We start from the raw sequence: 15,493 nt of genomic DNA on the forward strand, positions 1-15,493 counted from the left end.
CAGGGCACGCAGAACCTACCCGCCTGCGTATGGGTCGAGACATTGGAAGATGCACTGAACTGCCTGGGCAAGCGCAAAGATTGGGACTGCTTTAACGAGCAGGTTTCCGTCACCCGGCATACCCATCCCGCCTTGCTGCCCTGGCTGGAAAGACGTCCTCTCCAGGCGCTGGCGCTGTCCACCGATTGGCCCCGATTGTTGGCTGTGGTGACCTGGCTGGTCGCACATCCCCGCCCTGGCATCTACTTGCGGCAGGTGGATTTACCTGGTGTACACAGCAAATTCATCGAAAACCATCGCGGAGTGCTGGCCGAGTTACTCGACCTGACCTTGCCGGTAAATGTAGTGGACGTCAGCAAAACCGGCATCAGCCAGTTTGCTGCCCGGTATGGCTTTGTGGAAAAACCAACGCGCATTCGCTTTCGCGTGCTGGACCCCAAGATTTGTATCGTGCCCGGTTCGTCATCCCCTGATGTGACGCTGGATGCGGACAGCTTTAGTCGCCTGGATCTGGCTGTGCAGCGGGTATTCATTACGGAAAATGAGACCAACTTCCTGGTCTTCCCACCAATGCATCATGCTATCGTGATTTTTGGTGCAGGTTATGGTTGGGAGGCATTGGCTCGTAGTCATTGGCTAAACAATTGCGCAATCCATTACTGGGGCGATATTGACACCCATGGTTTTGGCATTCTGGATCAGCTTCGCGGCCACTTTGACCATGTGGCTTCTTTCCTGATGGACAGGGCCACGCTGGATGCCCATGCGGCCTTGTGGGGCAGTGAGGACAAGCCCTTGCGGGTTGACCTGCACCAACTCACCAGCGCAGAGCGATCCCTCTACGATGACCTGCGCGACGCGCACATTCGCCCTGGACTCAGACTGGAGCAGGAACACATCGGTTTCCAGTGGTTGACTTATCACCTTCAACAACTGGATGACATGACTACGCCCAATCCTGGTATCTCGCCTGGTTAATATTAGCCTGATCATCCTACCAACTACCCACCCCCCTCCCCCTGTGGCAAAATATCGCAAAAGGAGCATTCATGAACCCCACAAATTCCCGTTCCAACAGCCATCCTCTCAATATCAACGGGGTGCAGCGTCACCTTCCCCTATTCAAAGTACAGCCGGATTTAGCCATTGCTGTCCTCAATATTCTTGGCGATACCGAGCTCACCGAAGCTGCGGCTGCTGCCCTTCAGCAGCGCATGGCGAATATTGATTTTGATGTGATAGTCACCGCAGAGGCCAAGAGCATCCCACTGGCTTATGCGCTGTCCGTGCATAGCGGTCGCCCTTATGTGGTGCTTCGCAAAAATTACAAATCCTACATGGGGGAGGCTTTATCGACCGAGACATTGTCCATTACTACCGGCAAAACCCAGACCCTGTATCTGGATGCCAAGGACCGCGCGGCGATTCAAGGCAGACAGGTAGCCCTGGTGGATGATGTGGTGAGTACCGGCTCTACTTTGGCGGCCATGCGCACCCTGATGACTCAGGCTGAAGCCGAAGTAGCCGCCGTCGCCGCCATTTGCACCGAGGGCAATGCAGAGCAATGGGCAGAAGTCATCGCTCTGGCCCATCTGCCCGTTTTTCCGATAACCGCCTGAAGTCATTCCCATGGAAAATAATGCCGTACACGTACTGACGCTGCGCCAGCGTTGTGATCTTGAGCTGCTCTTGACTGGGGCTTTTGCACCACTGAAAGGCTTTTTGGATCAGGCCGACTGGCAATCAGTGGTGGAAAATATGCGCCTTCGGGATGGGACACTTTGGCCCATCCCTGTTGTGCTGGATGTGGATGACACTCTGGGCAAGGCCTTGCGTCAGGGTGACCATTTGCGCCTCGAACGCAGCGACGGCACGCCACTCGCCGCCTTGACGGTCTCGGAGTGTTATCAACCGGACAAAAAACTGGAGGCCGAGGCAGTTTATGGCAGTACGGACAGGAACCATCCCGGTGTAGCAGAACTGTTTGGCCGGGGTTCCTGGTATGTGGGGGGTACGGTCACACCCTGGGATCCCCACACGCTCAGCCGTGCTGCAGCGGTAGAATTCCCGCCTGAATATCAGACTCCCGCGCAGCTGCGCGCGCAGTGGACGGGACAACATCCGGTGGTCGCCTTTCAGACGCGCAATCCTCTGCACCATGCCCACATTGCCGTCACCCAGGCGGGTCTGGAGCAGGCCGGAACCGGTGCCAAACTATTGCTGCACCCCGCCATCGGGCCCACCAAACCCGGAGACATAGAGGCCGCCTATCGCATGCGGGTGTATCGCGCAGTACTGGATCATTATCCGCAGGGGCGGGCGTTGCTTTCTCCCCTGCCCTTGGCCATGCGGATGGCCGGGCCTCGGGAAGCTCTGTGGCACGCGCTGATCCGGCGCAATTTTGGTGCGACCCATTTCATCATCGGGCGGGGACATGCAGACCCTGGCGCGCCGGCTGGCGGCCTGTTTTATCCCACTTTTGCCGCCCAGGAACTATTTGCCCGGCATGCACAGGAAATGAGTATTTCCGGTATATTCCTCCCGGAATTCGCCTATTCCCCTACCCGGCAGCAATATGTCCCGGTCAGTGAAGCCAATGGTGAAGCCCTGGCAGGCATCTCGGGAACCGAATTACGCCGCAAGCTCGCCAACCGTGAAGAGATTCCCGAATGGTTTTCTCCCCCCGAGGTGATCCGGATTTTGCGTCAGGCTTATCGTGGCGCGGATCGACGCGGGTTGGTCATCTGGTTTACGGGCCTTTCTGCCAGTGGCAAAAGTACGCTGGCCGGGATGTTGGTACGACAGCTCGAAGCGGAGGATGAACGTGCAGTAACCATGCTGGACGGCGACATTATCCGCCGTTTTCTGTCCAAGGGCTTAAGCTTCAGTCGCGACGATCGCGATGAAAATATCCGCCGTATTGGCTTTGTGGCCAGCCTGGTCGCACGCCACGGCGGCATTGCAGTGGTAGCGGCCATTTCTCCTTATCGACAGGCACGTGCTGAAGCCCGACGCCTGGTGGAAGAAGCGGGCGGACTTTTTCTGGAGGTGCATGTAGCGACGCCCTTGGCGCTCTGTGCCGAACGCGACCCCAAAGGCCTTTACGCCAAAGCTTTGCGTGGAGAAATCAAAGGATTTACGGGAGTAGATGATCCCTACGAAGAACCCGAACACCCGGATTGCGTGGTGAATCACGCCCAGCAAGAACCTGCAGCGGCCTTGGCATGCCTGATGGATTTGTTGCACCGCTCGGGAGCCGTGAGCAACCACGCTGCCGGGCGCTGAATTCTCACCGCATGGATACCCTGCAACTGGCAGCCGCTGCGCAATTTTTCCAGCAACAGTTGGCTGGACAAAGCCTCCATAAAATCAGTGCGGCAGCAGGTGGTATCCATTTGCACGCGGGCAAGCAGACCTTGGCCTGCATGGTTCAGCGTGCACCGCTGGGGCTCTGGCTGGCTCCAGAAAGTGCTACGACAGAGGAGCAGGGCCATTGGAGTAATCCCCTTCAGCAGCGGCTCAAAGGCTTTCGGATAGAACGGATTGTCGTTCCCTGGGCTGACCGGATTGTGCGCCTGGACTTCAGCCGGATGCATATCAGCAAGCGGGTAGATCAGCTCAGTCTCATTGCCGAGTGTTTCGGAGGGCGCGGCAATCTGGCCCTTCTGGATGCACAGGAACAAATTCGCTGGGCCTGGCGTTGGGATAGTCTTGACGGTCCTGCTGTGCCCCGCTTTCTACCGGGAATTGTTTACCATCCACCAGAATCTGCTCGTCTTTTTGAAGAATCCCGGTCTGATCCGACCATCTGGTTACAGTGTATGGCACCGCGCTATCGCCCTGGCAGTTCTACAGCACAAGCGTTCATTCAGGAACAATGGGCCCTACGTTCGGCTTCCAGCTCCTGGTGGCAGGCAAAGACCGAAGCGGGGCAAAATCTGCTTTATCCCCTCCGCTTACCGGACGGACCGCCCATGCAGGCCATGGCCCCGGATATTGCCCTGCAACTCCCGGCATCCACCTTTGCCCAGACCCCAACGCCAGCGGAGCACGCCCTCACCACAGAAAAAAATCGCCTGCAACAACGCATCCAAAAAATGCGTCACGATCTGCAGCAATGGGAAGCCCCCGAATACTATCGGACATTGGCCTTTGCCCTGTTTGCCGCACCGGACTCCATCGCCCGAGCCGCCAGCATTCAGGCTACTGATCATACCCATGGGGATGGCAGAATGCTGGAAATCGCTGTCACGCCTGGCAAGTCGCTGCACCAGCAAGCCCAGAAATACATGCAGAAAGCCTTGCGCAGCCAGCGTGCCGTTCAGAAAATTCAGCAGCGCCTGCAGGACAGTGAAAAGCTGCTCAACGAATTGCTGTCCAAGGGGCAGGACGCACTCCCCCTGACGCAAAGGCCTCCGCAAACGCAAAATGCACCAGCTCGTCACAAGGGTCAGGAGCTAACAACGCGCGGGTTGGCAGCGCCTTTTCTTCACCACACGATTATTGCGGGATTCGACATTTTTTGGGGGAATAATGCCCGGGAAAATGATCGCCTCACCTTTCGTTTCGCCAAAGGCTGGGATATCTGGTTTCATGTGCAGGACCTGGGCGGAAGTCATGTGATTCTGCGTCGGGAAAATGCCAGTACCCTGGTCCCGGAACAGGTTATTGCTGCGGCTGCCCGCCTGGCCTTGCAACACAGCCAGTCACGGGCATTAAGTGCCGAAGTGGACTGGACAGAAGTCCGACAGGTGCAACGTAAGCCCGGTGCCGGACCGGGTCAGGTTATTTACCGCCATTTTCAGACTATTCGGGTACGCCGCGACGCGCACGATGAGGTATAATTTGCTCAAGCCGTTTCCGATCCGGTGTTAAGCCACCTGCATCTTGGAAAAGGTCGTTTTTGCCATTTCGCAAATGGTCTGAGTGCGTAACCAGTCCACTTCCTGACGACGCAGGTCAGTCCACTGGCGGTGCAAAGGGCAGGCCGTTTCATCCGCACACACCTTCAAACCCAACACACAATGTGGCGATAAAGGATGCCCCTCAACGGCCTCGACCACATCCATAATATTCAAGGACTCAGCTGCGGGAAGCAGCAAGAACCCCCCTCCCCGGCCTTTGACTGACCCCAGAAATCCACGCTTGGCGAGGCTCCGCATAATTTTGGTAATACACTGAACGGGAACCCCGAGATAATCGGCGATTTCGCGACTCAATACCGGCTCTCCGCGCTGCTGTGCGGCAATATATATCAGGCCGCGCAGGGCTTGTTCGGTGGCTTTGCTCAATACCATGGGTCTTCCCCTATTTTTTTACATAGAACAAGAGCCACACTTCTTACAGTGCAGCTCTTGATGACGTTCATCAAACTACTGCAGAAATGACTGATTGCTTTCTGCAGTGCAGGTTAATTCAGGCAGAATGAGTCTGAGCAGAAGCCGGAGTACCAGCATCCATTTTCAGAAGGTTACGACGCATGGCCCAGGCCATACCAAACATGGCTGCAGCAAATGCAGCTGAGAACCCGATAATGATCCAGTTGTATACCGAAGGGCCAGCATCCGGTGCCAGCGCAAAGATGAATTGCAGGGCAACGGCCAGGGCCAGATAAGCCGTAGAACCAATAATCATCACTGCTTCTTTATTGCGCACGTTACGTAGTACCCAGATGCCTTCTATCACACCGACAATCGCCACCCAGGCAAAAATAGTCAGCAATGTGGGTAACAAACTGGCACCCTGTGAAAGAATAATGACCGCAATGCCTGCCGCAATGCCAATGACGGCCTTAATGGCAATCAACACTTTTGGACAGGCGCCACTCCCTTTTTGGGCAAGACGCATTGCCGAGTAACCACCGTCAAAAAATACGTAAATGGCAAAAAACCAAACCAGCAAAGTCATGGTTTCACCAAAAGCAATCAGTGATGCAATTACAAATAATAAGGCGGCAACACCCCGTGCGGCGAGCAACGGCCAAGAGAACAGGGTCAGGCGGGCATGCTGAGTTGATGCTTGTGAATTCATATCGACACCTCTTTTTATCAGAGCTATTACACAGCATCATTCTTTTCGGAATGAAATATTATTCATCCACATGAGATACTGTTATCTAGTTTATAGCTTATGCATCCCCTGATAACAACAATAAAATTTTTAATAGGACTGTGAATATATGAATGTGGAATAAGCAGTATATATTATTATTATTATATAGTTATTTTTTAGGAATTCTCTACTGCAGCGTTTAGCCTTTTAAAATCATGCACAAACCATTAGGCAACGCCGACCGGGGCGATGCCTAAATATAAACCACAATACCTTACAGCTTGGCGTAAGAATGAAGCCCGCCCAGAAAAAGATCAACACCAATAAAGCAGAATGTCACAGTGACCAGACTGATAGCCGCCCACCAAGCCAGCTTGCGTCCCTTGTTATATTGCCCAAAAGACTTGTTACTGCGCATATGCAAATAGGCCGCGTAATTCAACCAGACAATCAAGGCCCAGGTTTCCTTGGGATCCCAGGACCAGAAACCGCCCCAGGCTTTGGCGGCCCACACTGCGCCAAGAATGGTGCCTGCAGTGAAAAAGAGAAACCCGAACATCACCATAGAACCCATAATGCGTTCCAGCTTGTTCAAGTCCGGAAGTCGACGCACCAAAGCACTTCCGGTACGTTCCGCCCGCTCTCTCAATAAATAGGCAACACCCACCATGGCGGCCAGATAAAAATTGGCATAGGCAACAAATTCACAGGGAACATGCAGTTTTATCCAGAAGCTCTGCAACGCCGGAATCACGGGCTGAATCTGATTCTGATGATAAGCGACACCCACCCAGACCAGAAAAATATCGGCAATAAGAATCATTGGCATAGCAAAAGCGCCTAGCCCTCGATTTTTGCCCTGACCCTCATAATATAGGTAAAAAAGTGCCGTGGTCGTACACAAGAGGACCATGGCATCGTACATATTGGTCACCGGAATATGCCCCCAGGACGGATGACCGATGTAAGTCTGCTGCCAACGAATGGCGAGGCCCGCAAAACCAAGAGCTACCGTAATCCAGGCAAAACGATGCCCCCAGTCCCCAGCCGATTGATTACCGCTAAATAAATAACGATAATACCCTATGGCGCTGATCAGTATCGCCCCACTCATCCAGTAAAACATGGCGTTACTTTGGAGTACATAATACAGCAGCACATTATTTGCGGCCGTGTACCCCAACTGATAAAGCCCGACACCAATTGCCGCAATCCCGATCACTGACAAAAACAGAATTCTGAAGGCCGGCCAGCGGATTCCAAACCACATTAGACCCACATACCACAGACCCAAAACAATAAACTGCCACATCCAAAAATCGGCCCGAAACAAATACCAGACCAAAAAAGCACCGATGGTCAGAAAAGCCGCCCATAACTGGGCCGCCAGACGCCCCTCAGCACGCATTCCGCCAAAGGTCAGTAGGTGTCGGATTTCAGAGCTTTCGGTAGACATATATATACTCCTGCAGATGCTGACAGATTAAGCTGATCTGTCAGCATCCGTTCACAATAAATGAGTTATCAAGGGCGGTAACCGGGCACATTGATTTTGATGCCATTACTGATGTAGGACATAAAATATTCCAGATTGCGATAATTGACGCTTTCCAGTTTTTGTGGAATCGCGCCCACTTTTTTGTCGCAACCCTGGAAACGTTTTTCAAAGGTATTGACTGCACCCCAGGCGGCCCGGTAAGTCGGATAATGCGCACTTTGGCCCAGCAATGGGGAAATAATCTGGGCTCGCAGATACTTACCGGCATAAGCCACATGACAAGTCGCGCAACTGAAGTTGAGTTGTCCGCGTTTCATGAAGTAATTGGCCTTCCCTTCTTCAAAGGCTTTAACGGCGCCTGGCCCCTGTACTTTGATATCCACCGGCATACCGTTGGACAGCGAAGTAAAGTAGGTATCCAGAGCGATCATGGTGCCGCTCCCATACTTGAGAGGTTGAAGATGATTTTCAACCCGACAACTATTCAAACGCATCTGGGTCGTGACCACCTGACCGGTTTTGTTGTTAAAAAACGGATAACTGGCGGCTACACCTTTGCCACCATCCTTAAAGCAGGACGCATAGGTTTTCCCGTCTGGAAATTTTTTCTGCCAGACGGCCTTACCCTGACTGAGGGTCAGATCGCCAGGATTAAACTGGATGGCCTGCTGATATTGTTGATACATTTCCGGGCTGAAAGCATAACTGCCGAGCGCGTATTTCTGTAGCGACATTTTCGGAAACTGTTCTTTAAAATACTGGTGAAAATCCTTGAGCGTTTGTTCAGGACCCACTTTGGTATTACCCAGGTTCCACCAGTCGATCGCTTCTGCACTCCCTGCAATTCCTACCAGGCTGATCGCGGCAGCAACTATCAATAATTTTTTCATGATTGCACTCCTTTTTCGGATAACGACCTTAGCCCTTTAATGACCATAGGTAATCGGCTACCAACTCCATCTGGTGGTGCGTCAGCACCTTGTTTTTACCAAACTGGGGCATATTGATGTGCGGGATCACTTTTTCCGGGTCATACAAAAAATCTACAAGTTTTTCTTTTGTTTTAAATATGGCCTTCAGCGGCAGGACCGACAGATCGGGACCTACATCACCCGCCATTTTACCACCAGGCAACACATGGCAGGCCAAACAATTACCTTGCGTGCGGTTAAATGCAATGGACTTTCCGGCAGCAATATTTTCGGCATTAGTCATAGGTTCTGCCACGGCGGCAGTTTCAAATCCTATAAAACCAGCAGCGCATGTTATTACCGCTATGACAACTAATTTTGATGTTTTCATGACGACCTCCTGTTAAAATTCCCAACACTCGTTAAAAAGGTGTCCCTTCATAGTTTCTCCTGCAATTTGTCATTCAGTTCCTCCATGTCTCGATGAAAATCTTCTTCATTTCTTGAACTATCCCCAAACAGCTTTATCCGACGCCCTTTATCATCATCCTCACTCATCTGAATCCAGATACGCCGACGTGGAACATAAAATAAAATGAATATTCCAAAAACCAGGGCGAAACAGGCCACATAAATAACTTTCATGCCGGGGTAACGGGTTATTTCCAGACCTGCAGACCAATGCAAATCATAATCATGAAATACGCTCAGGAATGGCAATGGATAAGCGCGCAACTCCTGCATGGCTTTCAGGCTGGACTGTAAAAAATCATCCCTCTCATGCGGCGTTAAGAAAACCTGAGTTTGTGCTTCGGCCTTCTTTAGATTACTGATAAAAACTGCTTTTGAGGCATTCTCACCATTTCTGGCAGCTTGCTCCAGGTCCCCGAGATACGTCATAAACAGGCGGATACCATCTTCTGGTCCCTGTGGAATTGTCAGATAGTGATAAGCACTCGATCCGTCCTCTCTAAACCCAATCAACCGATACGCTTCCCCATGCCGGGAAAAAGCTTTCATGTAGGATTTAAGAATAATCCGGGTATGATCACGATCATTATTCACCAGATAACTCACGGTCGGCCCCATATTGATCATTCCATGATCAGGTCCTGAAGAACGACCCACTGCTTTACGGGGTATGACATTCTGGGTTTTGAAGTCAGTGATGGAAATCGCATATTGTGAACCAAAGGTTTTCAGATGCTCACCAACACTGGTAGAAATTGCAGCCGGTGGCAACGCTGGTGCAGACAGCAGGTAATTGTGCAGGTGTAATTTTGAAGCACTGTCGGAATAACTGGACTGATAAATCTGCACACCATCCACCGACATGGGGTGATTGACGCGGACAATCCCGGTTTTGAACTTTTTCCCATCATGATGATAAAGCGAAATCGTCGAGACAAAATCCTTGGCGAGACCGTTGGAATAATGCGTGACCTTGAAAGCATCCAGTCGCAACATAAATGGAAGATGCTGAACCAAAAATCCATCACCCACCAGCTCAAACATGGCATTGACGGTTTGTCCAACCGGGATGGTGATAATGCCACGAAATGCGGAACTTGAGGCGGAGAGCCAACTCGACTGCGGAATTTTTGAGAGGGGAAGATCAAAATTCTTTTCGGGATGCACGGTACCTGTCCATTCGGCCCACTTCAGGGGAAGATTGGCGTTATATAATGCACCCACACAAAACAAAATAATTCCCACATGGGTTAACAAATATCCGGTCCGATAAAATCGCCCCTTCTGAGCAAAAATGACCGAGTCTCCGGCGGAGGTCTTGAGTACCCGGGCCTGATAACCAAAATCGCCCAGGGTGGCTGTTGCCGATTGAGTAGACTCTGTATCTGATTTTGATGAAAAAGATTCGAACTGTTCCGGCCTACTTTGTAAAAAACTATCAGATGGGTTGGATTTTACATGACGCATTTCCCGTAGCATGGAAGGTGCATTACGAAATACGCAAACAGTCGTCGAGATAATTAAAAAGGCGACAATCCCCATGTACCATCCACAGCGATAAACATCATACAAATCCAGATTTCCAAATACGGTGAACCAGAATGTTCCGAATTGATGCAGGTAATCTGTATACACTTCTTGCTGCGGCAGGATAGTGCCAATGATTGAGGCTATGGCGACAAACAGCAGTAAATGGACCGCCAGGCGCATGGAGCCCAGAACCCGAAAAATAATCCGGAAGCTCAGAGGCTCGGTATAAACGCTGGCTTGGGTTTCTAGCATAAATTTTCTCTCACAAGGGCGGCACTTCCTCTTGGCGGGGAAATAACCAGATCTGATATAAACTGATGGCCATGCCCACCAATACCAATGGACAGGACAGCATCCCTCCAATCAATACCAACCAGACCCAATTAGGGTCCTGCTTAGTCAGGAACCAACCTGCAAAATCCAGGAAAAAGGCGAAAAACGGTACGCCAATCATCAAATATTTAGGAACACGCGGAAAACGCGCCTTACTGAATATCCAGCCCGCAATCCAGAAAATGACACCCAATGTGGTCAAATGGATCATACCCATCATCAACATCTCTGAATAAGGCATCCCCATATCCACATGGGCTTTGGCTTTAAGCAGTTTGTATGTACCAATATTTGGCATACCCATGGTATGACATTTCAAACAGGAGCCATTAATTAATGGCTTGACCTCCTGCTCGTAATCATTGCGGGTTTCGCCATTGGCAATCCAATGATTGACGGCCTGGATCATTTTAGGCCGCTCACTGACGGGAACATGGGCCATGGGCATCATGGCTGGTAACATTTCCTGCAATTTGCTGGATTTGCGATTGCCATAATAGGACATGGTCACATCCTGAACGGATATTCCCGGCTTACCATTTAATCCTGCATGGGTGACATAGGTATAGGCCTCCGCGACGAGGAGACCCAAACCCACCAGAAAAATGAAACCCGTATGCATGATTTTTTCAGCCATACTGAGATCTGCTAAGCTACGCATAATCTGCTCGACTCCCAATCAAACCCAAACTCATAAAATCTTTTAGAGATCGTATTCTTTGGGAAATGCAATTCCTGGATTACCGGTCATGTTTTTAGTGAGCACCGGTAAGTCACGCGGGTTAGCCGACACGGTCTTTTTGGAACGCAACCATTTAGCGAAAATATCCCAGACCGGCGTCCCTTCCACCTTTTGCATGGCGCCCCAACCAGCCACTTTATAGCGCTTGTTGGCCTGAACCATTTTGCCACCCACCCGCAAATCGGTAATACGCTTGTCGATGGTTTCACCGGGGTTCATGGTGTATTGGATATTGCCCACCCGAATCATATCCCCACCCTGAATATAATAGGGATTGGGATTAAACAAGTTATCGGCAACCTGCTCCATCACATTTTTCAGCTCGGCGCCGGTGTATTCAGTGACAGTCACCTGAGGATAAGTGATGGCTGTTTGTCCCATGACATCTTCCATGGTGATAGTCTCCCCCGGAAGTTTGCAATAACCCCAGCGGAATCCCGGAGAAAACGCGGCTTCACAATCCATTTCTTCACGCAACGCATCACAGAGAATCTGATCAAAAGTTCCATTGAAATTATCCCGGCGATAGAGGAGGCTTTCGGTAACAGCCAAAGGCTCAGCCAGTTTCTTGGCATATGGTGCGCGCACTTTGGTAATATAATCAGCCATTTCATGGTCTTCAGGAATCATGTTGGAAATGATGGGAAGATAATTGAAACGCCAGCCATTAAGTTTACCTTTACCCACATCCAGATCAAAGCGGGCGAGGAACTTACCATTGGTGCTGGTATTAATAATCAAGGTATTATTGATTTTCACCGGACGTGGCCCCATGATTTCATGGGTATGTCCACCAAGAATAATATCAATACCATTGACCTGGGATGCCATCTTTTTATCGACATCTGCACCATTATGAGAAAGCACCACAACAATATCAGCTTTGTGCTTTTGTCGACATTCATCCACCATTTTCTGCATATGTCCGGGATGAATGCCAAAAGACCATTTAGGAACAAAATAAGCCGGATTGGCAATAGGCGTAAAAGGAAATGATTGGCCAATAATGGCCACTTTCCGTCCGCTCACTTCGCGAATGTCGTAGGGGTCGAACACGGGTTCATCCCATGGAATCGTAAACACATTCTGGGAAAGGAATTTCGCCTTGAGCTTATGCTTCAGCAGGTACTCCACCCGGTCTGCACCATAGGTAAACTCCCAATGGCCGACAAAGTAGTCTTCTTTGAGCAGGTTCTGGGCACCCACCATATCTTCGGCTTTGGTCCAAAGACTGGTTGCAGATCCTTGCCAGGCATCGCCACCATCCAGCAGAATCGCTTTTTTGCCCACTTGCTCCCGATACCGTTTGACCAGGGTGGCAATGTGCGCATAACCACCAATTTTTCCATATTTATGTGCCAGGGTATCAAAATCCATGCAGGATAAAGCGTAACCTTCTGGCGTCCCGGCTTTAATCCCGTAATATTCGAGCTTCTTATCGCCCACCATATGCGGGGTGACACCCCATTCCTTTTGTTCACGCGTGCCAATATTGGTGCCCGGCTCACGCCACCAAACGGGCAGCAACTGTGCATGGGTATCCGTAATATGGAGTAACGTGACATTACCGTATTCGGGTATTTCATAGGGGTCCTTACCTGAACCCCAGGAAGAAGCAATTGCAGATGGCGATAAAAATCCTGTTGCTCCAGCAATGCCCATCATCGCCATGAAATCTCTACGTGACAGATTCATACTCACCTCGCGGGTTATCTTTTGTGAAAAGGCTGGCTCATTCAGGCGACAGTAATAGCTGCCTTACTGGACCAAACACCATCCGTATTGTCTTTCCAGGTCATTTCCAGTGTACCGCTTTCAACAGCGCGCATTTTAAAAGCCAGATAGGGATTGGCGCTGATCGCTGTACTCCAGTCTACATTACATAGTGGCTTGCTATTGAAGGTCACGGTGACTGTCTGAATAAAATGCGCAGGAATCAACTTGCCCGCTTTATTTTTGCTCAGCCCCGTAGTCATCGGATTCATGATCAACGAACGTACTTCAACTATTTGTCCTTTTTTGGCGTGCGAAGCCATCCGGATCATCGGATTACCAATTGCTGCCATAATAATTTCTCCTTAATCAATTTAGCTGCTTGGGAATTTTCTGATATTTATCCACCACAACCGCCGATGGTTACCTTGATTTCCTGGGGCTTGGAAGACATCATCACGCCCTTGTTGGTCCTGGCAACCGCTCTGACCATATCGGTTTTCGCCATCTTGATGCGTTCCTGGAAATAAGCATGACCACTATCCGGCGTAAAATGAAAGGCGCTGGCCAATGGCGTAGGATTATGATCCACATACAAATATACAGATTCGATATAATCATCGGCGGTCATGGGATGATCCACGTCCACGGTTACCGGAACTGCCGCGCCATTCTCCGCTATGGTTGGTGCGGTCAGGCGGACTTTCGCCGAAGTTTTTACCGAAGTTGCATCAATACTGTCCTTCATCGCCTCATCGAGCTTTTTGGCATCAAATGCCGCTGCTGGCCAACCTGCCACATTAGCGGCATTGGCAATGGCTGGTACCAACACCCCAGATCCGGCTACTGCTGCCATACCCACTGCTGACACTCCCAAAAATTTCCGTCTTTTCATCTGTTCCATTGATCTCTCCTTCTAGCCAAACATGAACTTACAAACTATTCCCCTGAAAAGTCAGGGATTTTGGTAATCTGCCGAGACATGGGAATACCCTGCAGCACTTTAATCACGGCACTATCAAAAGATTGTGTGATTTTTTTGGAAGCCGGCGTATTCGCAAAGTCAGCCCGTAATCCGTAAACGATGTAACTGTTTTGTCCTTTTGAAAACACATCCAAAGTCAATGGACAACCTGCGGCAGCAGGCCAATCGGCATTCAGCAACTGACTGAAGTCATAAGGATTACAAAATACCAGAGCTTGTACATCGGTAAATTTATGCTGATTAAAATGGGGTATTTTCAGTTGCTTCTGCTGGGATTGAATCAGCTTCAAAATATTGAGATGAAGCACAATTTTATAACCGCCATCATGCAAAACATTTTTGACTTCTGACATGGCCGCTTTCATGGGCATATCGACTTTCTCGATATACACCGGGCTTGCTACCGCTGTAACGAATAAACTTGCACAAACACTCACACTTAGTGCTACCAATCCTCGAAATTTCATTCTGGGCGACCCCTTTCCAATTGTTCACTACAAAAACATCACGAGACCTATTGATTTTTCACATCGGCAATCTGATCAAGCTCATCATGGATCCGCCAAATCTAAACTGATTAGTCTGTAGCAAACTGTATGCCCAACCTTGAAATGCGCCCATCGAGACCCACAAAAATTCCTGATGGTGCCATCTATCTAATTATTTTTTCAATCGGAACAAAAAGTTCTCTGTCTATTTGTGGTACAAACATATGGCAGTTGTTTCTCTGTAGAACCCCATCCATTCGCCGCTGATTATTGGTCCAGGACCAGACTGGTCCGGATGGCACAGAACCGGCTAATCTTGGTCCCGATATGTGCACAACCTCCAAATGAGCAAACATGGACCTATGCCACATGCTCCGGGCTAGCAAACAACATCTGTGCCATGGCACCAATGCTTTGTTGACGCAGCACTTCCATTTCCTGCCCGCGCAGTTGTGCCCACTGACAATGAACCGGGCAGGCGGTTTCATCGGCGCACACCTTCAAACCCAATAGGCAATGCGGGGTCAGACGCCCGTCCACCGCTTCCACAACATCCAGAATGTTCAAATTGTCCGCATTGCGCGTAAGTACAAAACCGCCACCACGTCCTTTCAAAGATTCCAGCAATCCCCGCTTGGCTAATCCACGCATGATTTTGGTAATACATTGAATCGGCATCCCCAGATATTCAGCTACGTCGCGACTTAACACCGGCGTACCCGGCTTTTGGGCGGCAATATAAATCATGGCCCGCAAGGCGCATTCACTGCT

Annotated in this window: 16 protein-coding genes; 4 read left to right on the forward strand and 12 right to left on the reverse strand. The window is 50.3% G+C overall.

The annotated features are described in order from the left end of the window. The 4 genes from HAP95_RS10200 to HAP95_RS10215 form a co-directional block, all read left to right on the forward strand. Nucleotides 1-978, forward strand: a 978-nt coding sequence (locus HAP95_RS10200) for a Wadjet anti-phage system protein JetD domain-containing protein (protein ID WP_215884119.1), incomplete at its 5' end; no start/stop codon positions are given. A gap of 71 nt (nucleotides 979-1,049) precedes the next feature. Continuing rightward, on the forward strand, nucleotides 1,050-1,619 hold the full coding sequence (locus HAP95_RS10205; protein WP_215884120.1) for a phosphoribosyltransferase family protein: 570 nt from the start codon (nucleotides 1,050-1,052) through the stop codon (nucleotides 1,617-1,619). A gap of 10 nt (nucleotides 1,620-1,629) precedes the next feature. Continuing rightward, nucleotides 1,630-3,285: a sulfate adenylyltransferase gene (sat, locus tag HAP95_RS10210; RefSeq protein WP_215884121.1), complete on the forward strand. Its 1,656-nt coding sequence runs from the start codon at nucleotides 1,630-1,632 to the stop codon at nucleotides 3,283-3,285. Continuing rightward, nucleotides 3,225-4,844 (forward strand): NFACT RNA binding domain-containing protein, encoded by a 1,620-nt coding sequence (locus tag HAP95_RS10215; RefSeq protein WP_226832715.1) that lies wholly within the window; start codon nucleotides 3,225-3,227, stop codon nucleotides 4,842-4,844. The genes sat and HAP95_RS10215 overlap by 61 nt, the downstream gene beginning before the upstream one ends. A 27-nt stretch (nucleotides 4,845-4,871) precedes the next feature. On the opposite strand, the gene HAP95_RS10220 is transcribed toward HAP95_RS10215, so the two are convergent. From HAP95_RS10220 to HAP95_RS10275, 12 genes are all read right to left on the reverse strand, one after another. After that, the gene (locus HAP95_RS10220) at nucleotides 4,872-5,297 is read right to left on the reverse strand and encodes an RrF2 family transcriptional regulator (RefSeq protein ID WP_215884122.1); all 426 of its coding nucleotides are present in this window, start codon (nucleotides 5,295-5,297) and stop codon (nucleotides 4,872-4,874) included. A gap of 118 nt (nucleotides 5,298-5,415) precedes the next feature. After that, nucleotides 5,416-6,030, reverse strand: coding sequence for a hypothetical protein (locus HAP95_RS10225; protein ID WP_215884123.1), 615 nt, complete (start codon nucleotides 6,028-6,030; stop codon nucleotides 5,416-5,418). A gap of 295 nt (nucleotides 6,031-6,325) precedes the next feature. Continuing rightward, nucleotides 6,326-7,507: a c-type cytochrome biogenesis protein CcsB gene (ccsB, locus tag HAP95_RS10230; protein ID WP_215884124.1), complete on the reverse strand. Its 1,182-nt coding sequence runs from the start codon at nucleotides 7,505-7,507 to the stop codon at nucleotides 6,326-6,328. 68 nt (nucleotides 7,508-7,575) lie between these two features. Further along, nucleotides 7,576-8,439 carry a sulfur oxidation c-type cytochrome SoxA gene (gene soxA / locus HAP95_RS10235; RefSeq protein WP_215884125.1) on the reverse strand — a complete coding sequence of 288 codons (864 nt, stop codon included), beginning with the start codon at nucleotides 8,437-8,439 and terminating at the stop codon, nucleotides 7,576-7,578. A gap of 28 nt (nucleotides 8,440-8,467) precedes the next feature. Continuing rightward, nucleotides 8,468-8,851, reverse strand: a complete 384-nt coding sequence (gene soxX, locus HAP95_RS10240) for a sulfur oxidation c-type cytochrome SoxX (protein ID WP_215884126.1) — start codon at nucleotides 8,849-8,851, stop codon at nucleotides 8,468-8,470. Nucleotides 8,852-8,898: 47 nt separating this feature from the next. Further along, a complete protein-coding gene (locus tag HAP95_RS10245; protein ID WP_215884127.1) occupies nucleotides 8,899-10,713 on the reverse strand; it encodes a cytochrome c biogenesis protein ResB in 1,815 nt (604 codons plus the stop codon). 10 nt (nucleotides 10,714-10,723) lie between these two features. Further along, nucleotides 10,724-11,455, reverse strand: a complete 732-nt coding sequence (locus HAP95_RS10250; protein WP_215884128.1) for an Aq_1264-related membrane protein — start codon at nucleotides 11,453-11,455, stop codon at nucleotides 10,724-10,726. A gap of 42 nt (nucleotides 11,456-11,497) precedes the next feature. Beyond that, nucleotides 11,498-13,231, reverse strand: a complete 1,734-nt coding sequence (soxB, locus tag HAP95_RS10255; RefSeq protein ID WP_215884129.1) for a thiosulfohydrolase SoxB — start codon at nucleotides 13,229-13,231, stop codon at nucleotides 11,498-11,500. A 41-nt stretch (nucleotides 13,232-13,272) separates the two neighbouring features. Beyond that, the gene (soxZ, locus tag HAP95_RS10260; RefSeq protein ID WP_226832716.1) at nucleotides 13,273-13,602 is read right to left on the reverse strand and encodes a thiosulfate oxidation carrier complex protein SoxZ; all 330 of its coding nucleotides are present in this window, start codon (nucleotides 13,600-13,602) and stop codon (nucleotides 13,273-13,275) included. Between the two features lie 47 nt (nucleotides 13,603-13,649). Next, complete coding sequence (soxY, locus tag HAP95_RS10265; protein WP_215884130.1) at nucleotides 13,650-14,153, reverse strand: thiosulfate oxidation carrier protein SoxY; 504 nt, start codon at nucleotides 14,151-14,153, stop codon at nucleotides 13,650-13,652. 35 nt (nucleotides 14,154-14,188) lie between these two features. After that, nucleotides 14,189-14,701 carry a DUF302 domain-containing protein gene (locus HAP95_RS10270; RefSeq protein ID WP_215884131.1) on the reverse strand — a complete coding sequence of 171 codons (513 nt, stop codon included), beginning with the start codon at nucleotides 14,699-14,701 and terminating at the stop codon, nucleotides 14,189-14,191. Nucleotides 14,702-15,082: 381 nt separating this feature from the next. Beyond that, the coding region (locus HAP95_RS10275) for an RrF2 family transcriptional regulator (protein WP_215884132.1) at nucleotides 15,083-15,493 on the reverse strand (411 nt) is incomplete at its 5' end.

The organism is Acidithiobacillus sulfurivorans (assembly GCF_018853815.1).
GTDB classification, from domain to species: domain Bacteria; phylum Pseudomonadota; class Gammaproteobacteria; order Acidithiobacillales; family Acidithiobacillaceae; genus Acidithiobacillus; species Acidithiobacillus sulfurivorans.